This is a genomic window from Bacillus sp. FSL R7-0166 (assembly GCF_038008935.1).
Classification (GTDB): domain Bacteria; phylum Bacillota; class Bacilli; order Bacillales; family Bacillaceae; genus Bacillus; species Bacillus altitudinis.
In genome coordinates this window covers 872,856-894,528 of sequence record NZ_JBBPAC010000001.1, presented here as the reverse complement: position 1 = coordinate 894,528, position 21,673 = coordinate 872,856, and the positions used below count along the sequence as shown (strand labels likewise).

Genomic DNA, 21,673 nt, shown 5'->3' with positions numbered 1-21,673 from the left:
CTCCAAGTGTCTGCATATTCTTTAAAAACAGATCAGGCTAAACCGCCCGCCACAGACGGTTTAGCCCTGGTGTCTTATCTAAGAAGTAAAAAGATGAATCCTAAGTATAGCTACTTACATTCAATTTGGACTTTTAAGCCACTTTCCCACTGAACGGCTCCTGTAAAGCTACCCTTGCCGTTTGCTAAACACCAAACTGCTGCTCCTAGAACAACTGTTGCTCCCAATCCAAGAAGGACAGCAACAAATACTAAGAACCAAGCTTGGTCCATAATAGCAGGTTCCATAGTGGAATAGTCAACTTGCGGCGCTGCATAAGTCATACTTTTCACCTCCCAGCTTATGATGATCGTATCATAGGCGTCACACTCCAAACATCAACAGAAGATCCCATTTTTGACCGAACATATTTTCGTGTAAAATGTGACTTTTTATTCAATTATTCATGTTCAACTGTATAAATTCTTCCTTTTTTACTATTTTTCACCACAACTCAAGAACCACAAAACCCATATAATGTCAATTAAACCATCTTTTTTCTGCCTTTTTTCAAATAGTTCATTTTCATCATCTCTTCTATTTAATCTTTCATTTTTTTGAGATAGAAAGAATTCCCCCGATATATCAGATATAAAAGTCCTAATTATATGTCGTTAACACATCAAATACGACATATTAACTGATAATTCCAACAAAAGAGTGAGCATATTTTCCTTCTTCTCTTGTCTCTTAAAATATGTATATACAAGAAAACCTATTGGGAAAAAAGCCCTTGCCTTCTTCCACAGCACATATCATTTTACTTGCATCTCTTTCTATAAAAAAAGCAAAGCAGCCCGACAAGTATGACTGCTTTGCTTTCATTTATGAGGAACTTGTAGCAGAGGCTGTATCAGGAAAGTAATTGTTCCCAATAATTTCACCAGCAGGAACGTGTGGTCCTGCATCACCATTTCTTTTAAATGGGAGAAGCGGGAAAACAAGTTCTGCTAAATAATAAGATTCTTCTAAGTGCGGATAACCAGAAAAGATAAATGTATCAATACCTAGAGACTGATATTCTATTATACGTTCTGCTACTGTATGCGGGTCCCCGACGAGCGCTGTTCCTGCCCCGCCTCTAACTAAGCCAATGCCTGCCCAAAGATTAGGGCTAATTTCAAGCTTCTCTTTATTCCCTTGATGTAATTCAACCATTCGTTTTTGCCCTACTGAGTCCATCCCTTGTAAAGTCTTTTGCGCCTCATCAATAGTCTCTTGATCTAAATGACGAATCAGATGTTCCGCTGCCTGCCAAGCTTCATCTTCCGTTTCTCTCACGATCACATGAAGTCGAATACCAAACCTCACCGTTCTTCCTTCCTTTTCAGCCTGCTTTTTCACTTGTGCGATTTTCTCTTTTACTTGTGCAGGCGGCTCGCCCCAAGTTAAATAAACATCTGTATGTTTTGCAGCGGCTTGAATGCCTGCTTCTGATGATCCTCCAAAAAAAACGGGTGGATGTGGTGTTTGAGCTGGTGGAAATAGCAGACGTCCATTTTGTGCTTGCAGATGCTTCCCTTGAAACTGAACATTCTCTCCTTTCAATAACCGCTTCCAGATGGTCAAAAATTCTTCTGTTGCCTCATAGCGTTCATCATGAGAAATGAATAGCCCGTCTCCTTCAAGTTCTTCTTTACTTCCTCCCGCTACAACATTGATCAGCAGTCTCCCGCCTGAAAGCCGATCAAATGTGGAGGTCATTCTAGCAGCAACAGACGGCTGCATCAACCCTGGCCGAAGAGCCACAAGAAACTTTAAATGGGTTGTTTCTGCAGCTAAAGCAGCCGCTGTCAGCCATGGATCTTCACAAGATCTACCTGTAGGCAGCAAGACCCCTGTGTACCCAAGCTGATCGGCAGCTTGAGCAATTTGTTTAAAATACGGATAGTCTGCCTGTCTTGCCCCTTTCGATGATCCTAAATAACGCCCATCCCCATGCGTTGGAATAAACCATAGAATATTCATCATATCGCCTCCTATTATTTTTCACCTTGATAACTTGTGCGCCATTTGAGCAGTCGCTTTTCTAACAGCCGTACAAATGAATCAGTCATCTTACCAACTACCGCAAAGATGATAATCCCTACAAACACTTTATCCGTTTGCGAGAATTGTCTTGCATCCATAATCATGTAGCCGACTCCACTACTCGACCCCATCAATTCAGCCACCACTAAACCAAGCCAGGCAATGCCTAATGAAAGCCTCACGCCCAGAAGAATATGAGGAAGGGCAGCAGGTAAAATGAGCTTTGTGATATTTTGATACAGATTAAACTCTAAAGCGCGAGCCACATCGAACAGCTTGTTATCTACACTGCGAATTCCTAGAAAGGTATTGATATAGATCGGAAAAAAAGCCCCAAGTGCAATCAATAAAATTTTCGCTGATTCATCAAAACCAAACCAAAGAATAAATAAAGGAGTCACCGCTAAATGAGGAACTGTTCTCAGCATTTGCAAGGTCGGATCTACATACTGCTCGGTTTTCCTAGAAAAACCGACACACAAACCCATCGCAAGTCCTAAACCTCCCCCAAGTAAAAACCCGCATATTGCTCTGTAGAGACTGATGTAAATATGGCCAAACAGCTCACCGGAACGAATCAACTCACGAAAAGATTCTGCAATGACAGTGGGTGCAGGTAGTACAGTAGAAGAAACGATTTGGGAAGCAGCAGCTCCCTGCCAAATCGCAATGAGTAAAGCAGGTAATACAAGTCCTTTTAACATGATGAAGGATGAAGCTTTTCTCCTTTTTTTCTTCATTCGCTCGGTTTTAGTCACAAGGGCTGGGTTAGATGCAGCTTTCATCAATTCTTCTCCTCTTTCAGCATTTTTTCAATAAACGAATTATCTACCACCTGATTGACATCAATCTTCCGCTGTATCGCCTTTGTTTGATATTGAAAATCAGCTGTATGCTGCTGGACGTTTATGATTTTCTTAGAAATGGGCTCATTGAGCGGCTCTGTATTGTTTAATACTTGTGTCACCACCTTCTGATCTAATTGTTTCAAACGAGCATAAAGTGTAATGGCTTCCTGTTGATGATCTTTCTGCCATTTCACCGCTTTGTCATATACTTTTAAAAATTGCACCACTAGTTCAGGGTACTCATCGGCAAACTTGGTTCTGACAAGTGTGAATCCAGGTGAATATAAATCGGTCGCTTCTCCATTAACCAGTAGCTTTGCTCCCTTTTCTATCGTTTCAAGTGATAAGAACGGCTCCCAGATCGACCAAGCATCAACTGACCCATTTTCAAACGCAGATATTGCCTCATCCGGCTGAAGCTGAATGATCTGGACATCCTTTGCAGATAAACCTGCCTGATCCAATACTTTGTATAAAAAGTCAAAACCACTGCTTCCTTTGGCAACGGCGATTTTTTTCCCTTTTAAATCTTCTACTTTTTGAATCTCACTGTTCTTATTCACTAAAATCCCATTCGCCTTTAACCCATCCTGAGATAAACCAATTTCCTTAAAATCAATACCTGCTGCCTGACCAGCTATAACAGGTGAATTACCAACCTGTGAAAAATCTAATTGATTGGCGGCAAGCCCTTCGAATTGGGGAGGACCACTTTGGAACTCCACCCACTTGACTTTCACACCTTCTTTTTCAAATGATTGCTCAAACCACCCTTTTTCCTTTGCTAAAAGAAGTGGGCTTAGACTTTGCTGAATCCCAATCCGAATCTCTTTCGGCTTGTCTTCTGATCCATTCGCTGCTTGACCACACCCAGCTAATACAAGGAGGATACCCAGAAAGAGAACGATCCTTTTTTGCCTTTTCATTCGATTTGACCTCCTTAAATTCCTGAGCCATTCGTCAGTAACAGCTCATCTGTTTTCTCAAATTCTGAAAGCACCTTTTGTCTTAAGCTCTGAAAAGCTGTTGACGTTCTATTCCGCGGGAATGGTAAGTTCACGGGAAGGATTTTATGAATTCGGCCGGGTCTTGCTTGTAACAGCACAATTTCATTGGCTAAATAAATGGATTCGTCAATATCATGAGTGACAAGCACCATCGTTGTTCTTTTCTCCTGCCAAATATCCAGCAGCACATCCTGTAAGTGTTTCCGTGTAAATGCATCTAGCGCACCAAAAGGTTCATCAAGCAATAAAATCTCCGGATCACGCAGGAGTGCTCTTGCAATAGCAACACGTTGTGACATCCCGCCTGAAAGCTCATGTGGATAGGCGTGTTCAAAACCTTTTAACCGAACAATTTCAATTAATTCATCCACTTTGCGGCGAACAGCTGCTTGTTTTAAATTGAAATTGGCAGCGATATTTTCTTCGACCGTCAACCATGGAAATAAGCGATGCTCTTGAAAAATAAAGCCCTGTTTCATTCCTGGTTCTGTCACACGCCTTTCTCCTATCACGATCTGCCCATCATAATCTGTATCAAGCCCTCCAATCATCTTCAGCAATGTACTTTTCCCGCAACCGCTCGGACCAATCACCGTCACGAATTCACCAGGAACGATGGTGAACCTTACGTTTTCAAGCACTTGAATGGTTTGTTTGTCTTTCCAAAAAGACTTATCCACAATATCAACGGAAATAGTCAATGCAAGTTCACTCCTCTTGTCATCAGATAGATACACAGAAAGGCCCTTATCCCAAAAATAGAGATAAGAGCCTTCGTGTTGTCCGATCAGCTATTCATATTGAGTTGTTAGCACCATCCTAAATCATATTATTCCTATGAATCAACTATATTTTATAAAATAGTTATTTCGACCTTGTATGCTTTTCATCAATACGATCGTAAATGGCTTCTATTCGTTCTTGATTGCTGTAAATCTCATATTTGTTTCGCTCAATCAAAATGTCTAATGTGATATCCAAATGTTTTCTGTATTTTTTTCGTTTTTTCTTTTTCTCCATCTTCAACTTCCCTCCTGATTAAAATAAAAAAAGGCCCTTCACTCATGCCTGAGTGAACGAGCCTTCGGTTGACCGATCAGCAATTCTTGTTGGTATTTTCAGTATGCTTATGTTAATACATACTATTCCGACATGTCAACTATATTTATTGTTTTTTCAGATTTATCTAAAAAATGATTGACCGGGCAGTAAACAAGATTTATAGTCTTATTAAATATTTCTTATTAAAGTAGTTGGTTTTATCTAACAAAAGGAGGATACACACATGTCAGAAGAACTTCAATTTCGTTTAGAAACAAAAGCAATACACGCAGGTCAAGAACTGGACTCAGCCACCTATTCAAGAGCTGTACCTATTTACCAAACAAGCTCTTTCGGTTTTAGAGATAGTGAGCATGCGGCGAATTTATTTGGACTTCAGGAACCCGGTAATATTTATTCACGTATTATGAACCCGACAAATGATGTGTTTGAAAAACGGATCGCTGAGCTTGAAGGCGGAATTGGTGCACTTGCTGTCTCCTCAGGACAAGCAGCGACCACTTACTCCATTTTAAACATTGCAGGAGCTGGTGACGAAATCGTATCCTCCAGCAGTCTGTATGGCGGCACATATAATTTATTTGCTCATACCTTGAAAAAGCTTGGAATAACAGTAAAGTTTGTGGATTCCTCAAACCTTGAAGAACTTGAAGCAGCCATTACAGATAAAACAAAAGCAGTGTATGCAGAGAGCATCGGAAATCCAAAAGGCGACATTTTACATATTGAAGCCGTATCAGCCATTGCACACAAGCACCACATCCCTCTAATTGTGGATAACACACTTGCCAGCCCTTATTTGTTAAGACCGATTGAATTTGGCGCAGACATTGTTGTCCATTCAGCGACGAAATTCATCGGCGGCCACGGCACATCCATTGGCGGAGTCATCGTCGACAGCGGCAAGTTTCCGTGGGCTGACAGTGATAAGTTCAAAGGACTGACGGAACCAGACCCTAGCTATCATGGCCTGACGTATACGGAAGCGATTGGAGAAGCGGCTTATATCACAAAGGCACGTGTACAGCTCTTACGTGATCTAGGGGCGGCTTTATCACCATTCAACTCATTTTTACTCTTGCAAGGCTTAGAAACATTGCATCTTCGCCTTGAACGCCACAGTGAAAATGCATTGAAGACAGCACAATTTTTACAAAATCATCCTCTTGTAGAATGGGTCAGCTATCCAGGTCTTGAAGGCCATGAATCCTTTGAGCTGGCTCAAACTTATTTACCAAAAGGACAAGGCGCCATCCTCACATTCGGCATTAAAGGTGGCAAAGACGCAGGAAAAAAACTCATTGATTCGGTTCAGCTTTTCTCACATCTTGCAAACGTAGGCGACTCTAAGTCACTCATCATCCACCCTGCCAGCACAACGCATCAGCAATTAAGTGAAGCAGAGCAAAAAGCCACAGGGGTGACACCAGAACTTATTCGTTTATCTGTTGGAACTGAAGCGATTGAAGATATTCTGGCAGATCTAGAACAGGCGATTTCAAAAAGTCAGTCTTAACCAAACAAAAAAAAGCACACCGGCGTGTGCTTTTTCTTATTGATTAGTGATTGATTAATCGAATATCTTGGAAGGGATAAAACACGAATGATGTTGTCCCTTGAATGTCACTCTTTGTAAAAAGACCTAAACCGTTGCGACTGTCCATTGATTTTTGGCGATTGTCACCCATGACAAAGTACTTTCCTTTAGGGACTGTAAGAGGACCAAAATCAGGTGTCAGCAAGGTGCCATCTGCGGCAGCTTTCTTTTTGTTTGATGTTAAATAAGGCTCCGCCACTTTTTGACCGTTCACATATAGCTGGTCATTTTTCATTTCGATTTTATCACCAGGTAAACCAATCAATCGTTTCACATAGTGAGTACTGCGGTCTTCCCCATCAAGAACAATGATCTGTCCGCGTTTATAATCGCCGAAGTAATCGACTGTTTTATTCACAAACACCCGCTCTGTATTATGCAGTGTCGGTTCCATAGAAGTCCCCTTCACAATATACGGTGCGAATAAAAAGTTACGAATGATAAAAACAGCAATAAATGCGATTAAGATGGCTTTGATCCAGCCCCATAATTCTGATTTCTTTTTTTGTGTTTTTGTATTTGTTGTCATAAGCTCCTCCTGAAATCCCCTAGGACAAAATGAGTTATCGCCAGCTGACCGCTAGCGCCACGCTTGTTTCTCCCTAAATATAAACATATTTTGCCAACAAATCAAGCTGTAAGAGAGAAAAAGGCAAGCACCTTTCTGTGCTTGCCCAAAACTCAGTTAGTTAGCAGAAGAATCCGTTTCTGTCTCTTTGTTTGTTTTACCATAGAAATAATCAGATGGATTTACTGGTTTAAAATCAGATAGCTTATGGAATCGAAGAAGATCCCTGTACAGTACTTTATCTGACAGGCTTAACTGATTATCAACACGGGCTTTAATCGCTTCTGTCTTTTTGTTTTGTTTCACCACTTTACCCGTTTTTGTATCGTAGACCGTATTATCTACAAGGGTATATTTTGGTGTCACATAGTTTCCGTTACGGAATGCAACAGTTTGATCATGCTTCTTAGAGAATAAATCTGTTCCAAAATTCACGTACTCATTTGAATCAATACCTTGTAAGTGAAGAAGCGTTGGCATCACGTCTACTTCACCGCCATACGTATGATTCACGCCGCCTTGTTTCCCAGGGATACGAATCATGAGCGGTACACGCTGATTTTGTGCATTTTGATATGGCGTAATTTCTTTCCCTTGAATCTCACTCATTGCACGGTTATGGTTTTCAGAAATACCGTTATGGTCACCATATAATAGAATCACTGAGTCTTTATACAGACCCGATTTTTTCAAGTCCTTAAAGAATTGTTCTAATGACTCATCCAAGTATCTCGCTGTTTGGAAATAATTATCCACTGTTTTATCGCCAGTTGTTGCCTTAGCGATTGTCGCATCTTTCTCATCTAAATTAAATGGATAATGGTTGGTCAATGTCATTAAGTGTGCATAAAATGGCTTTTTCATTGATTCTAACATTGGGATTGATTCTTTAAAGAATGGTTTATCCTTCAGACCCATGTTTACAAGGTTTTCTTCATCCATGTTGTAATAAGATGCATCGAAGAATTGATCAATTCCCATATGTTTATAAATCGTGTCACGGTTCCAGAAAGATTTATAATCCCCGTGAAGCACTGCACTCGTATAGCCTGCTTTTTGATCTAAGATGGCAGGAAGTGATTGGAAGGTATTTTCACCTTTTGTCACAAACGCTGCACCCTCTGGCAAGCCAAACATACTATTATCCATCATGAGCTCAGCATCAGAAGTCTTCCCTTGACCAGTCTGGTGGAAGAAGTTATCAAAATACGTAAAATCTTCTTTTCCATGAGCTAGTTTGTTTAAAAACGGCGTCACTTCTTCTCCATTTAACTTGTAGTCAATTAAAAATGACTGGAAGCTTTCTAAATGGATTTTGATGATGTTTTTCCCTTTAGCTTGACCAAAGTATTCTGCATTTGGTTTCGCATAGTGAGAGGTTGTATAGTTCACGACATCCGTTAAATCATCACTACTCGCATTTGCTACCTGCGTTGCATTTTGTGCGGTTTGCACGCCGTCATAAATCGCATAGTTATAAACACCTAAATATTTCACAATGTACTTATGATCAAATGTTCTCGTCAATAATTCTGGACGGTCTTTTTCAGCTAAGTGTAGGTTAACGAAGAATAGTCCAACACCTGCAGCCACAATCAGCAGTGCGAAAGTTTTTTTCATTTGGAACTTCTTCACTTCTGGTCTCCAAATGACAATGGCAATTAAAATGATGATATCAAGGAAGTACAAAAGGTCATGCGGCTTAATACTTGCTAAAACACCACCGGTCATACCTCCCCCAAGATTACCGGCTTGTTTCATTGTCGGGAATGTTAAAAAATCATCAAAGAAACGATAGTACGCTACATTCGCATATAAAAGTGCGGTCATAATAAAGTCAATGACAATTAAAACAATGGCCGATTTACGCCCCTTCAAAAAGAGAGCAAGTCCTAAAAACACGATGGCTGAACTGAATGGATTTAATAAGAGAAGACCCTCTTGAAAAGATCCCTTCACTCCTAAATTAAAGTCCATTTTGTAGGCTGTGTACGATTTTGCCCAAAATAAAAGGACAGCCAAAACAAAAAAGCTATATTTGTTCGCAAATATTTTTTTCATAAAACCTCTTCTTTCTTATTTTCGATCTGATATAAATGAAATCATAAAAAATTTACATTGATTTTGCAAATGTAAATCTTCTGCACCAAGCATTCCGATGCTCTTTTCTCCGCAGGTTACATGTGCTCCTTTAATATAACGAATAAGAAGCATCATAAGTTTCAAAAAAAATACGAGTAAATAAAAGGAAAAATATCCATTTACATTAAATTTACTGCCTCTACATGTTTCAGAGAATGATGAAGGTTTTGTAAATCACTCAGTACTACTTTACTTTTTTCATCTAATCGTGTCAAAGTAATTATAAAGAAAAGGAAGAATCACCTAGGCTTTTCGACTCACTTAGCCAAATTTATACAAAATCCGAACCGATTTGCTTTTTTATTGTGACTCAACCTCCTACAATCCATGTATCCTCTCTGCTGCCACATACCTAAAAAACAGTTTTAAATAAAAAAAGCTTGATTTCCCCTGCCAATGTACGGTGTGATAAAGGTATAGCTCCATCAAATAAATCAAGCTGGGGGACATCCTATGAAATCAAACAAACAAATCAACATATTTGAACAAAGATTCTCAGAAGAAGTGATAGACATCATGGCTGTTACAGGACCTTCTGGAGTCGGCGCAGGAAAAGCAGGAAAAGAGACTCTTTGGACTGCTTCAATCCCGCTCATTGCATGGAAGGAAAAAGACCGCATCATAACCGAAAAAGTGAGACTGTGCTGGTTAACAGATGAAAAGGGATTACGAGAAAAACAAGCGCAATTACATAAAGAATCTATCGTCACACTTCAAGTACGTAAAGGTGAAGGTGAATTTATGCTCGTTTCACTTGTTGATACAGATACTGAAGATAAAGAACTTCAAGAAATATTAGAAGAAGCTCAACAACCTATCTTTTACCATGATGACAAGCTGGGTACCTTTGAATTAGTGAAAGGACTAGACTTATTTGAAACAACCATCAAGTGGGGCAATGAGGAGTGCCTTCTTTACTTCAATCTTGAAGAAGAGGAAGAAATGAATGACTCTCTGAAAACGGCTAGACAACTCGTAGAAGAGCAGACAACATGGGATGCCTCCATGAAGTCATATGCAGCAAATCAGCTGATTGAACTAGCAAAAGATTGGCAGGAACAAGACGACTCCGCTGAACATTCAGAAGAGATCACACCGGATCAATTTATCAGCCGCATCTCTCTTGAAAGCCTCCATGCTTATCCAAATGGAGAATTCGAAGCCTACTATCATGACGGAGATTTATTTTGGGGACATGTCATCATTGTCTCTGGCAATATGAATGGAACGTTTCAAGATGCACACATTGCTGGCTAAAGAATGGAGGATAGATAAATGAAGATCAAAGCTTTTGACGAATTAAATCAACTAGGAAAAACACCTATTGTAGCCAAAATAGGCGGGTTTCGCCCTGATCCTTCTAAGTACAGCTGGTTTGCAGGTCATTTTTTCATCCAACGTGATAAAGGGTGGCCGGCAGATCAAGATGGAGCTATGATTCCCATTTTACAAATGTATTTACCCGAAGTACCAGGGGGAATGAACGGCTTTGATGAATGTAAGATGATTCAAATTTTCATCAACAAGAAAAACCTTCCGATCGATATCGCCAAAAACGGTGAGGGCTGGAAACTCATTGAATATTCATCAATGGAAGGATTAGAAATCGCTGAGACCCCTGAAGACGTGAAAGGAATGAAACCTTTCCAGATAGAGTGGCTCGAAGGGGAACAACCGGATTATCCATGCTGGGAGGAAGCTTGGTCATACGTTGACTTATCAGAGGTTAATGAAAGTGAAGAAGCGACAGATCATTTCTTCGAGCATTACTCAAACTACTCGTTCACAAAAATCGGTGGATACGGAGCTTACATCCAATCTCCTCCCCACCAGATGTCAGGAGAATTCATGCTGCAAATCGCCTCAGAAGAAAAACCTCGGTTCATGATTGGTGATAACGGCACGATGTATTTCTATTATGACAAAAACAATAAAGAATGGTTCATGCACTGGGATTGTTTTTAAAACCAACTGTATGGAACCATTCCCCTTTCTAATCGTAATAAACGATATGAAGGGGGCCGGTAATATGGGATTCATTTTAGACATCTTCAATCTTGCTCTGTATATCCCTTTTTTACAGGTAGATGAAGATGATATATCACGAAATGCAGCTCAGCTAAAAAAATACAGCTGGTTTCAAGCGTTATTAAGTGATCAAACGAGCAGAGAGCTGATCATTTATGATCAAGGAGTCCGCCGTGTAATTGGTCAATTTAAGACGAGTAAACTCCATAAGAAGCCATACAACATCAGATGCGAACGAAAGGTACAACAAGCCATACACCGTGCCATGTCAAAACACGGAAAGATCCGCACTTAGCTGTGGCTCTTTCCGTACAAATGTAGTAAATCCTTTTGAAGAAAACAATTGACGCTCGGACAACTCTCCCCGTATATTATGTATAAATCCATCTTTTTTTAGAAAAGGGGGCCTCACATGCGCTTGTTTAAGAACTGGAGAAAAAAGCAGCACAAACAGCCGATTACTTCAGATACGCAAGAAGACAGCATCCCAATTAATTTTTCTGCCCTTCCCTTTGGCACAGACACCGTAGATGATTTTTTGTTCAACTTAGACCTAACCTCCAAACTGATAGATCCATACAAAGAAGCAGACACGAACAAATAGAACCTCAACTTTCGTGAACCCTCATCCAATATTGGATGATTTTTTTATACTTAGAGGAAGGTGTCCCCCCTATGAAGACATATTATTTCGTCAGACACTGTCAAGCAGATGGACAATCCGAGGATGCGTCTTTAACGCCTCAAGGCATCACACAATCGCATGAACTCGCACAGTTTTTTTCCGACATTCAGCTCAACCAGATCATCTCAAGTCCTTATAAACGAGCGATTCAAACCGCTGAGCCCCTTGCTCATGCCAAGCAGATAAAGGTACAAATGGATAAGCGTCTCTCTGAACGTAGGTTAAGCAGTCAACCAATGGAAGATTGGTATGAAAAACTAAAGCTCAGTTTTTCGGACTTGCATATGACCTGTGAAGGCGGAGAGTCGAGCCAAGAAGCGATGAATCGTATTGTAGAGGCACTCTATGAACAAATAAACTTAGGAAGAGATCATACTTTATTCGCCACTCATGGCAATATTATGAGCCTGCTTCTAAAACACGCCGATCCTGCAATTGGATTCAAGGAGTGGGAACAACTAAGCAATCCTGATGTCTACATCCTGAAATATTTTAAAGCAGACCATGTAGAAATAGAAAGAATATGGCATAAATAAAAAAGGCAGGGTTGACCCCAGCCTTTTTCTTATGAAAAACAACTATTGATTATAGTAAAATGTCTGTACCCACTCATAGGGCTTCTTACGATCCGCACACCATTTCACAAAGCCTCTTGTCTCCGTCTGCTGAAATTCCTTCCAGTCCGATAAAAGTTGGTTATAGTAGACTGCTAGTTTTTCAACATTGGTTTGAACCTTTTTATCTTCGATCAGTTTCATGACATCTTGAATCCCTTGAATTCGCTCATGATCTTTCTCATAGGTACTTAAATAAAGATCTTCATGTATATGATGAAACGAATACCACAAAGCCGAGAAATAGGTTTCGCAAATTTGAACAATCACTCGCTGCTCTTTGCTGCCTCCCATCTCTAGTGCCTTCAATAAATAGGGCAGCCCTTCCCCCTGATGCACAAACAAGCCTTGCCAGCGATACGGTCTCACATCCATTGGATCAATATTTTCCCACTCTCGAATAACAGGATGGATCACCCCGTGTACCAATGGATACACAAGCAAATGATGACCATCCTCAAAACGTTCAATGTAATCAAACAGCCAAACAACAAATGAACGCCGTGCTGTAAATTCGTTCTTATTCATCTCTTCAACAAAAGACTGAAGAACCTTTAACGCATCTTTACGCAGCCCCTGTTCTTTCCTTACACAGTACTGTCTAAAAAGCGGATAATCATGTGATCGCTCATCTTCAATCATAGTCTGTAATATCGTCTTCATTTGCAAGATAACAACTCCGCCTCTTTACATTCATTTTATTGAACTATTATAACCAATTGTAACATCCACATGAAACTAGTAAAAAAATGAGTTGTCCTTTTTCTTTTATAAAACCCTTGGCATCCTCAAATCCATTCTTTTCTGTGTTCATGAATGAATTGTATGTCTTTTTGATAATGTTCAAGGTGCCCGTCATGAATCATTTTTTGAAAGGCTCTATCCCCTTCATTCGCTTTTCGCTTCATGTATTGACATAGACCTTCTAAACGCAGCAACACCATGTCCACATAATCTTCTGGTATTTCCTCACCATAAGCTTCAAAAAACAGTTTGACTCTATACTTTATATGGGCTGCATGCTCTAACGAATGATAATTTACGACCTCCCCTGTTACTGTACGAAAAAACCTACTGAGAGGGACACAAGTATAGAGAGTATATGCAATATCCCAAAGCCTTGGACCAGGGGCGGCTACATCAAAATCAATGATTCCCACTGGCTTTTTATTTTTGAAAATAATATTGTACATCGCAAAATCATTATGGCACACAACCTCTATGTTGTTAGGCGTATTGTCCATTCGTTCCCAATCGTCTGAAATGGGAAAATCACAAACAGCATCATGATACAGTCTAAGCATTTTCGCTATTTCTTTTAAAGCATTGTGAGAGCACATGTATTCTTTTAAGGGATCATGACCGGCCACCCCTTCAATGAAGGACAAGATCTCTCTACCTTTTTCATCAACCCCTAAAAATGTTGGAGCATAGGAGAAATTCTTTTTTTCTAAATGCTTTAGCAGCTTTTGTATATTCATATTGTCTGACTTTACCTCTCTGCGAACCGTATCTCCCGAACGATATACGTTGGAGACATTTCCACCTGTCAATAACTCTTCATGATCATTTTGTTTTTTCATAAATTCTCCCCCAAACTTGGGTCACAATGATGATGCCAGCTAAAGATGTGCATGTACCCACAAATATTCATTTAGTTACACAAAGGTAATTCACTGTTTTATGTGAATGCGCCAATCCATTCTGTTTCCTTATATGGTTAAATGTATCGTACCAAATGTTGCAAATCATCAAAAGTTTATTCTGTTAAAATTAGTACATGCTCATTCTATTCTAATAGGATTCTATTTTCATCTAAATAACTCATTTAAACCACAAAAAAACGTTTCACCACGAGGGTGAAACGTTAGGTTCACGGTAAAAAACAAAATTATAATAGATACCGGTGGCCGGAGTCGAACCGACACTCCGTGATAAATGAGTCCAAAAAGGCAAGGTATACTCTCTGAAAGTAAAGCAGCCGTTAATGAAATAAGAATTAAAGTTCTTCTTGATATATTGCTGATTTTATCGGCTTTAAAGTCAAAGGAATTTTAAACTCATGAATACTTTCAATATGATGAAAAAAATGATCTATATCGTCATAATCCATTGACCATTCTTCTACTACCTTTAACTTTTTTAACTCGCTTGTTGGTTTAAATAAAAATTCACAGTGCAGTTGTTCCATGTGAGAATAATCATCTTCTTCATAAATTGTAAACTGACGTACAAAATCAAGATGAAATAGTTCCTCTCCTGTAAAATCATAGACACCACACTGAAATAAAATTTCTTTATCTTCTTCGCCCTCAACGGTCTCCTTTGAAAAAGCCTTAAATGTTTCCCAAACCTTATTTATCTCATCGGTATCTTCACCGATGCTATCTTTAAGATAACTTTCAGCATTTTTAACCGTAATCATTACAACACCTCCTATGTACAATTGATCCAATCCATCTTCAATTGTCCTGCCCCTTTAGTTTAATCATAAGGTAACCATCAATAAAGTAAAAGTTAATCTCCTTTGAACACAATTTGAAGTAATTTTTTCGTGTGAAAAATCAGGTAAACAACAAATAAAAAAAGCCCTCCTACAATTTGTAGAAAGACGTTTTAAACGTTAATATTCCTTAATTCTTCTGTAATTGACGATAATAAAGAATATCTTAAACTAGATACCGGTGGCCGGGGTCGAACCGGCACTCCGTGAGGAACACGATTTTGAGTCGTGCGCGTCTGCCAATTCCGCCACACCGGCATGATCATTAAAGAGCGCAACTTATAATAATAAAAAATGGTGCCGAGGGCCGGACTTGAACCGGCACGGTAGTCACCTACCGCAGGATTTTAAGTCCTGTGTGTCTGCCAATTCCACCACCCCGGCAGTCTTTTCAAAAAAGGCGACACCCGGATTTGAACCGGGGATAAAGGTTTTGCAGACCTCTGCCTTACCACTTGGCTATGCCGCCATAATTGGAGCGGAAGACGGGATTCGAACCCGCGACCCCCACCTTGGCAAGGTGGTGTTCTACCACTGAACTACTTCCGCATATCAACTGGGCTAGCTGGATTCGAACCAACGCATGACGGAGTCAAAGTCCGTTGCCTTACCGCTTGGCTATAGCCCAATAATAAAATGGGGCGATTGATGGGAATCGAACCCACGAGTGCCAGAGCCACAATCTGGTGCGTTAACCACTTCGCCACAACCGCCATAGATGTTATGAATCATATAATTGGCAGGGGCAGTAGGAATCGAACCCACACCGGAGGTTTTGGAGACCTCTGTTCTACCGTTAAACTATGCCCCTATGAAAATAAAAATGGTGGAGGGGGGCGGATTCGAACCGCCGAACCCGGAGGGAGCGGATTTACAGTCCGCCGCGTTTAGCCACTTCGCTACCCCTCCACATTTGAAAAACAGTGCCGGCAAGAGGACTTGAACCCCCAACCTACTGATTACAAGTCAGTTGCTCTACCAATTGAGCTACACCGGCAAATAGTGGTGGCTCGGGACGGAATCGAACCGCCGACACACGGATTTTCAGTCCGTTGCTCTACCAACTGAGCTACCGAGCCAAGTATTCTTTTTAAAAAATGGCGGTCCGGACGGGACTCGAACCCGCGACCTCCTGCGTGACAGGCAGGCATTCTAACCAACTGAACTACCGGACCAATAAAGATAAATTTGGTTGCGGGGGCAGGATTTGAACCTGCGACCTTCGGGTTATGAGCCCGACGAGCTACCGAACTGCTCCACCCCGCGACGATATAAAAGATATGGTGGAGGATGACGGGCTCGAACCGCCGACCCTCTGCTTGTAAGGCAGATGCTCTCCCAGCTGAGCTAATCCTCCGAATAAAATGCTGGTATGTATTTCTATAAAAATGGTGACCCGTACGGGATTCGAACCCGTGTTACCGCCGTGAAAGGGCGGTGTCTTAACCGCTTGACCAACGGGCCCTTTATTATGTAAATTGTGGCGGAGAGCAAGGGATTCGAACCCTTGAGACGGGGTTACCGCCTACACGATTTCCAATCGTGCTCCTTCGGCCACTCGGACAGCTCTCCAAATTGGCTCCGCAGGTAGGATTCGAACCTACGACCGATCGGTTAACAGCCGATAGCTCTACCACTGAGCTACTGCGGAATGAAGAAAGCCTGGCGATGTCCTACTCTCACAGGGGGAAACCCCCAACTACCATCGGCGCTGAAGAGCTTAACTTCCGTGTTCGGTATGGGAACGGGTGTGACCTCTTCGCCATCATCACCAGACAATTTAGTGACAAAAAATATTATACTATGTATTACAAATAAATCAAGAGATTTTTGAAAAATGTTCTCTCAAAACTAGATAACAATGTTCATTTTTCACATTAGAATATAGGTTAAGTCCTCGATCTATTAGTATCTGTCAGCTCCACGTGTCACCACGCTTCCACCTCAGACCTATCAACCTGATCATCTTTCAGGGATCTTACTTCCTTGCGGAATGGGAAATCTCATCTTGAGGGGGGCTTCATGCTTAGATGCTTTCAGCACTTATCCCGTCCGCACATAGCTACCCAGCGATGCCCTTGGCAGAACAACTGGTACACCAGCGGTGCGTCCATCCCGGTCCTCTCGTACTAAGGACAGCTCCTCTCAAATTTCCTGCGCCCGCGACGGATAGGGACCGAACTGTCTCACGACGTTCTGAACCCAGCTCGCGTACCGCTTTAATGGGCGAACAGCCCAACCCTTGGGACCGACTACAGCCCCAGGATGCGATGAGCCGACATCGAGGTGCCAAACCTCCCCGTCGATGTGGACTCTTGGGGGAGATAAGCCTGTTATCCCCGGGGTAGCTTTTATCCGTTGAGCGATGGCCCTTCCATGCGGAACCACCGGATCACTAAGCCCGACTTTCGTCCCTGCTCGACTTGTAGGTCTCGCAGTCAAGCTCCCTTGTGCCTTTACACTCTGCGAATGATTTCCAACCATTCTGAGGGAACCTTTGGGCGCCTCCGTTACATTTTAGGAGGCGACCGCCCCAGTCAAACTGCCCACCTGACACTGTCTCCCTGCCCGATAAGGGCAGCGGGTTAGAAGGTCAATACAGCCAGGGTAGTATCCCACCGATGCCTCCACCGAAGCTAGCGCTCCGGTTTCCAAGGCTCCTACCTATCCTGTACAAGCTGTACCAACATTCAATATCAGGCTGCAGTAAAGCTCCACGGGGTCTTTCCGTCCTGTCGCGGGTAACCTGCATCTTCACAGGTACTATAATTTCACCGAGTCTCTCGTTGAGACAGTGCCCAGATCGTTGCGCCTTTCGTGCGGGTCGGAACTTACCCGACAAGGAATTTCGCTACCTTAGGACCGTTATAGTTACGGCCGCCGTTTACTGGGGCTTCAATTCGCACCTTCGCTTACGCTAAGCGCTCCTCTTAACCTTCCAGCACCGGGCAGGCGTCAGCCCCTATACTTCGCCTTACGGCTTCGCAGAGACCTGTGTTTTTGCTAAACAGTCGCCTGGGCCTATTCACTGCGGCTTCTCGGGGCTTTAACACCCTAAGAAGCACCCCTTCTCCCGAAGTTACGGGGTCATTTTGCCGAGTTCCTTAACGAGAGTTCTCTCGATCACCTTAGGATTCTCTCCTCGCCTACCTGTGTCGGTTTGCGGTACGGGCACCTCTCACCTCGCTAGAGGCTTTTCTTGGCAGTGTGGAATCAGGAACTTCGCTACTAAATTTCGCTCGCCATCACAGCTCAGCCTTCACGGGAAACGGATTTGCCTATTTCCCAGCCTAACTGCTTGGACGCGGATATCCAATACCGCGCTTACCCTATCCTCCTGCGTCCCCCCATTGCTCAAATGGTGAGGAGGTGGTACAGGAATATCAACCTGTTGTCCATCGCCTACGCCTTTCGGCCTCGGCTTAGGTCCCGACTAACCCTGAGCGGACGAGCCTTCCTCAGGAAACCTTAGGCATTCGGTGGACGGGATTCTCACCCGTCTTTCGCTACTCATACCGGCATTCTCACTTCTAAGCGCTCCACCAGTCCTTCCGGTCTGACTTCACTGCACTTAGAACGCTCTCCTACCACTGTTCGTAAGAACAGTCCGCAGCTTCGGTGATACGTTTAGCCCCGGTACATTTTCGGCGCAGAGTCACTCGACCAGTGAGCTATTACGCACTCTTTAAATGGTGGCTGCTTCTAAGCCAACATCCTGGTTGTCTAAGCAACTCCACATCCTTTTCCACTTAACGTATACTTTGGGACCTTAGCTGGCGGTCTGGGCTGTTTCCCTTTCGACTACGGATCTTATCACTCGCAGTCTGACTCCCAAGGATAAGTCATCGGCATTCGGAGTTTGACTGAATTCGGTAACCCGGTAGGGGCCCCTAGTCCAATCAGTGCTCTACCTCCGAGACTCTTACCTTGAGGCTAGCCCTAAAGCTATTTCGGAGAGAACCAGCTATCTCCAGGTTCGATTGGCATTTCACCCCTACCCACACCTCATCCCCGCACTTTTCAACGTGCGTGGGTTCGGGCCTCCATTCAGTGTTACCTGAACTTCACCCTGGACATGGGTAGATCACCTGGTTTCGGGTCTACGACCACGTACTCATGCGCCCTATTCAGACTCGCTTTCGCTGCGGCTCCGCATCTTCTGCTTAACCTTGCACGGGATCGTAACTCGCCGGTTCATTCTACAAAAGGCACGCCATCACCCGTTAACGGGCTCTGACTACTTGTAGGCACACGGTTTCAGGATCTATTTCACTCCCCTTCCGGGGTGCTTTTCACCTTTCCCTCACGGTACTGGTTCACTATCGGTCACTAGGGAGTATTTAGCCTTGGGAGATGGTCCTCCCGGATTCCGACGGAATTTCACGTGTTCCGCCGTACTCAGGATCCACTCTGGAGAGAACAACATTTCAGTTACAGGGCTGTTACCTTCTTTGGCGGGCCTTTCCAGACCTCTTCGCTTATATCGTTCCTTTGTAACTCCGTATAGAGTGTCCTACAACCCCAAGAGGCAAGCCTCTTGGTTTGGGCTGTTCCCGTTTCGCTCGCCGCTACTCAGGGAATCGCATTTGCTTTCTCTTCCTCCGGGTACTTAGATGTTTCAGTTCCCCGGGTATGCCTTCTCATACTCTATGTATTCAAGTATGGATACTACTCCATTACGAGCAGTGGGTTTCCCCATTCGGAAATCTCCGGATCAAAGCTTGCTTACAGCTCCCCGAAGCATATCGGTGTTCGTCCCGTCCTTCATCGGCTCCTAGTGCCAAGGCATCCACCGTGCGCCCTTTCTAACTTAACCATTTCTTACTTTAGAAAGAATCACTATGTGTGATGAACTTTGCATTGCATTCAATGTGAATGTATTACTTATTGTTATCTAGTTTTCAAAGAACAATCCTGTCTCGCTAGAGACATGTTTGAAGGAATGATCCTTCAAAACTAAACAAGACGAAAAACGTACGCTGCTCCATATATCCTTAGAAAGGAGGTGATCCAGCCGCACCTTCCGATACGGCTACCTTGTTACGACTTCACCCCAATCATCTGCCCCACCTTCGGCGGCTGGCTCCATAAAGGTTACCTCACCGACTTCGGGTGTTGCAAACTCTCGTGGTGTGACGGGCGGTGTGTACAAGGCCCGGGAACGTATTCACCGCGGCATGCTGATCCGCGATTACTAGCGATTCCAGCTTCACGCAGTCGAGTTGCAGACTGCGATCCGAACTGAGAACAGATTTGTGGGATTGGCTAAACCTTGCGGTCTCGCAGCCCTTTGTTCTGTCCATTGTAGCACGTGTGTAGCCCAGGTCATAAGGGGCATGATGATTTGACGTCATCCCCACCTTCCTCCGGTTTGTCACCGGCAGTCACCTTAGAGTGCCCAACTAAATGCTGGCAACTAAGATCAAGGGTTGCGCTCGTTGCGGGACTTAACCCAACATCTCACGACACGAGCTGACGACAACCATGCACCACCTGTCACTCTGTCCCCGAAGGGAAAGCCCTATCTCTAGGGTTGTCAGAGGATGTCAAGACCTGGTAAGGTTCTTCGCGTTGCTTCGAATTAAACCACATGCTCCACCGCTTGTGCGGGCCCCCGTCAATTCCTTTGAGTTTCAGTCTTGCGACCGTACTCCCCAGGCGGAGTGCTTAATGCGTTAGCTGCAGCACTAAGGGGCGGAAACCCCCTAACACTTAGCACTCATCGTTTACGGCGTGGACTACCAGGGTATCTAATCCTGTTCGCTCCCCACGCTTTCGCTCCTCAGCGTCAGTTACAGACCAGAGAGTCGCCTTCGCCACTGGTGTTCCTCCACATCTCTACGCATTTCACCGCTACACGTGGAATTCCACTCTCCTCTTCTGCACTCAAGTTTCCCAGTTTCCAATGACCCTCCCCGGTTGAGCCGGGGGCTTTCACATCAGACTTAAGAAACCGCCTGCGAGCCCTTTACGCCCAATAATTCCGGACAACGCTTGCCACCTACGTATTACCGCGGCTGCTGGCACGTAGTTAGCCGTGGCTTTCTGGTTAGGTACCGTCAAGGTGCAAGCAGTTACTCTTGCACTTGTTCTTCCCTAACAACAGAGCTTTACGATCCGAAAACCTTCATCACTCACGCGGCGTTGCTCCGTCAGACTTTCGTCCATTGCGGAAGATTCCCTACTGCTGCCTCCCGTAGGAGTCTGGGCCGTGTCTCAGTCCCAGTGTGGCCGATCACCCTCTCAGGTCGGCTACGCATCGTCGCCTTGGTGAGCCGTTACCTCACCAACTAGCTAATGCGCCGCGGGTCCATCTGTAAGTGACAGCCGAAACCGTCTTTCATCCTTGAACCATGCGGTTCAAGGAACTATCCGGTATTAGCTCCGGTTTCCCGGAGTTATCCCAGTCTTACAGGCAGGTTACCCACGTGTTACTCACCCGTCCGCCGCTAACATCCGGGAGCAAGCTCCCTTCTGTCCGCTCGACTTGCATGTATTAGGCACGCCGCCAGCGTTCGTCCTGAGCCAGGATCAAACTCTCCGAGGTAT

The 21,673-nt window shown here is 43.3% G+C and carries 17 protein-coding genes, 16 tRNA genes and 3 rRNA genes; 6 read left to right on the top strand and 30 right to left on the bottom strand.

The genetic code is table 11. From position 1 onward, the window contains the following. Positions 1-110: 110 nt before the first annotated feature. The 6 genes from NST01_RS04565 to NST01_RS04540 form a co-directional block, all read right to left on the bottom strand. Complete coding sequence (locus tag NST01_RS04565) at positions 111-323, bottom strand: hypothetical protein (RefSeq protein ID WP_003211695.1); 213 nt, start codon at positions 321-323, stop codon at positions 111-113. A 541-nt stretch (positions 324-864) separates the two neighbouring features. Continuing rightward, on the bottom strand, positions 865-2,007 hold the full coding sequence (ssuD, locus tag NST01_RS04560; protein WP_108611617.1) for an FMNH2-dependent alkanesulfonate monooxygenase: 1,143 nt from the start codon (positions 2,005-2,007) through the stop codon (positions 865-867). A gap of 14 nt (positions 2,008-2,021) precedes the next feature. Then, complete coding sequence (locus tag NST01_RS04555; protein WP_235562248.1) at positions 2,022-2,810, bottom strand: ABC transporter permease; 789 nt, start codon at positions 2,808-2,810, stop codon at positions 2,022-2,024. A 44-nt stretch (positions 2,811-2,854) separates the two neighbouring features. Continuing rightward, the gene (locus tag NST01_RS04550; protein ID WP_341041577.1) at positions 2,855-3,844 is read right to left on the bottom strand and encodes an aliphatic sulfonate ABC transporter substrate-binding protein; all 990 of its coding nucleotides are present in this window, start codon (positions 3,842-3,844) and stop codon (positions 2,855-2,857) included. Between the two features lie 14 nt (positions 3,845-3,858). Continuing rightward, positions 3,859-4,626, bottom strand: coding sequence for an ABC transporter ATP-binding protein (locus tag NST01_RS04545; RefSeq protein ID WP_341041575.1), 768 nt, complete (start codon positions 4,624-4,626; stop codon positions 3,859-3,861). A gap of 163 nt (positions 4,627-4,789) precedes the next feature. After that, positions 4,790-4,945, bottom strand: a complete 156-nt coding sequence (locus NST01_RS04540) for an FbpB family small basic protein (protein WP_019743964.1) — start codon at positions 4,943-4,945, stop codon at positions 4,790-4,792. Positions 4,946-5,210: 265 nt separating this feature from the next. Here NST01_RS04540 and NST01_RS04535 point away from each other — a divergent pair, with 265 nt between their 5' ends. Next, positions 5,211-6,503 (top strand): homocysteine synthase, encoded by a 1,293-nt coding sequence (locus NST01_RS04535; RefSeq protein ID WP_046527434.1) that lies wholly within the window; start codon positions 5,211-5,213, stop codon positions 6,501-6,503. A 43-nt stretch (positions 6,504-6,546) separates the two neighbouring features. Here NST01_RS04535 and lepB read toward each other — a convergent pair whose 3' ends face one another. Together lepB and NST01_RS04525 are read right to left on the bottom strand one after the other, a co-directional pair. After that, positions 6,547-7,113, bottom strand: a complete 567-nt coding sequence (lepB, locus tag NST01_RS04530) for a signal peptidase I (protein ID WP_268363403.1) — start codon at positions 7,111-7,113, stop codon at positions 6,547-6,549. Between the two features lie 156 nt (positions 7,114-7,269). After that, entirely contained in the window at positions 7,270-9,213 is a 1,944-nt protein-coding gene (locus tag NST01_RS04525) for an LTA synthase family protein (RefSeq protein ID WP_108611614.1), read from the bottom strand. Positions 9,214-9,747: 534 nt separating this feature from the next. On the opposite strand from NST01_RS04525, the gene NST01_RS04520 reads away from it, so the two are divergent. The 5 genes from NST01_RS04520 to NST01_RS04500 all read left to right on the top strand — a co-directional run bounded on the left by NST01_RS04520 (position 9,748) and on the right by NST01_RS04500 (position 12,543). After that, entirely contained in the window at positions 9,748-10,551 is an 804-nt protein-coding gene (locus tag NST01_RS04520; protein ID WP_017360389.1) for a DUF2262 domain-containing protein, read from the top strand. Positions 10,552-10,569: 18 nt separating this feature from the next. Continuing rightward, positions 10,570-11,259 carry a DUF1963 domain-containing protein gene (locus tag NST01_RS04515; RefSeq protein ID WP_341041574.1) on the top strand — a complete coding sequence of 230 codons (690 nt, stop codon included), beginning with the start codon at positions 10,570-10,572 and terminating at the stop codon, positions 11,257-11,259. A 64-nt stretch (positions 11,260-11,323) separates the two neighbouring features. Then, on the top strand, positions 11,324-11,617 hold the full coding sequence (locus NST01_RS04510; protein ID WP_024719925.1) for a hypothetical protein: 294 nt from the start codon (positions 11,324-11,326) through the stop codon (positions 11,615-11,617). Positions 11,618-11,734: 117 nt separating this feature from the next. Then, positions 11,735-11,926 carry a hypothetical protein gene (locus tag NST01_RS04505; RefSeq protein ID WP_045035292.1) on the top strand — a complete coding sequence of 64 codons (192 nt, stop codon included), beginning with the start codon at positions 11,735-11,737 and terminating at the stop codon, positions 11,924-11,926. A 71-nt stretch (positions 11,927-11,997) separates the two neighbouring features. Next, the gene (locus tag NST01_RS04500) at positions 11,998-12,543 is read left to right on the top strand and encodes a histidine phosphatase family protein (RefSeq protein ID WP_056704288.1); all 546 of its coding nucleotides are present in this window, start codon (positions 11,998-12,000) and stop codon (positions 12,541-12,543) included. Positions 12,544-12,585: 42 nt separating this feature from the next. Here NST01_RS04500 and NST01_RS04495 read toward each other — a convergent pair whose 3' ends face one another. The 22 genes from NST01_RS04495 to NST01_RS04390 form a co-directional block, all read right to left on the bottom strand. Then, positions 12,586-13,290, bottom strand: coding sequence for a hypothetical protein (locus tag NST01_RS04495; protein WP_048003255.1), 705 nt, complete (start codon positions 13,288-13,290; stop codon positions 12,586-12,588). Positions 13,291-13,409: 119 nt separating this feature from the next. Continuing rightward, positions 13,410-14,204 (bottom strand): phosphotransferase, encoded by a 795-nt coding sequence (locus NST01_RS04490; protein ID WP_046343022.1) that lies wholly within the window; start codon positions 14,202-14,204, stop codon positions 13,410-13,412. A gap of 416 nt (positions 14,205-14,620) precedes the next feature. Next, positions 14,621-15,046 (bottom strand): hypothetical protein, encoded by a 426-nt coding sequence (locus NST01_RS04485; protein ID WP_017360396.1) that lies wholly within the window; start codon positions 15,044-15,046, stop codon positions 14,621-14,623. 254 nt (positions 15,047-15,300) lie between these two features. Further along, positions 15,301-15,382, bottom strand: a tRNA-Leu gene (locus NST01_RS04480). Between the two features lie 37 nt (positions 15,383-15,419). Further along, a tRNA-Leu gene (locus NST01_RS04475) sits at positions 15,420-15,508 on the bottom strand. A gap of 14 nt (positions 15,509-15,522) precedes the next feature. Continuing rightward, positions 15,523-15,593: transfer RNA gene (locus tag NST01_RS04470), tRNA-Cys, on the bottom strand. A 5-nt stretch (positions 15,594-15,598) separates the two neighbouring features. Then, positions 15,599-15,673 (bottom strand) — tRNA-Gly (locus tag NST01_RS04465). A gap of 7 nt (positions 15,674-15,680) precedes the next feature. Then, positions 15,681-15,752, bottom strand: a tRNA-Gln gene (locus NST01_RS04460). 9 nt (positions 15,753-15,761) lie between these two features. Further along, positions 15,762-15,837 (bottom strand) — tRNA-His (locus NST01_RS04455). A 24-nt stretch (positions 15,838-15,861) separates the two neighbouring features. Further along, positions 15,862-15,935 (bottom strand) — tRNA-Trp (locus NST01_RS04450). Between the two features lie 13 nt (positions 15,936-15,948). Beyond that, positions 15,949-16,033, bottom strand: a tRNA-Tyr gene (locus NST01_RS04445). A gap of 15 nt (positions 16,034-16,048) precedes the next feature. Beyond that, positions 16,049-16,121 (bottom strand) — tRNA-Thr (locus NST01_RS04440). A 6-nt stretch (positions 16,122-16,127) separates the two neighbouring features. Further along, positions 16,128-16,203, bottom strand: a tRNA-Phe gene (locus NST01_RS04435). Between the two features lie 19 nt (positions 16,204-16,222). Then, a tRNA-Asp gene (locus NST01_RS04430) sits at positions 16,223-16,299 on the bottom strand. A 14-nt stretch (positions 16,300-16,313) separates the two neighbouring features. Then, positions 16,314-16,390 (bottom strand) — tRNA-Met (locus tag NST01_RS04425). A gap of 15 nt (positions 16,391-16,405) precedes the next feature. Further along, a tRNA-Val gene (locus tag NST01_RS04420) sits at positions 16,406-16,481 on the bottom strand. Between the two features lie 32 nt (positions 16,482-16,513). Next, positions 16,514-16,588 (bottom strand) — tRNA-Glu (locus NST01_RS04415). Positions 16,589-16,605: 17 nt separating this feature from the next. Then, positions 16,606-16,696 (bottom strand) — tRNA-Ser (locus tag NST01_RS04410). 4 nt (positions 16,697-16,700) lie between these two features. Further along, positions 16,701-16,775 (bottom strand) — tRNA-Asn (locus tag NST01_RS04405). A gap of 9 nt (positions 16,776-16,784) precedes the next feature. Beyond that, positions 16,785-16,900: ribosomal RNA gene (gene rrf / locus NST01_RS04400) — 5S ribosomal RNA — on the bottom strand. A 109-nt stretch (positions 16,901-17,009) separates the two neighbouring features. Beyond that, positions 17,010-19,940: ribosomal RNA gene (locus NST01_RS04395) — 23S ribosomal RNA — on the bottom strand. A gap of 182 nt (positions 19,941-20,122) precedes the next feature. After that, positions 20,123-21,671: ribosomal RNA gene (locus NST01_RS04390) — 16S ribosomal RNA — on the bottom strand. Together the 16S, 23S and 5S rRNA genes with 16 tRNA genes alongside form the textbook arrangement of a ribosomal RNA operon. Positions 21,672-21,673: the final 2 nt, after the last annotated feature.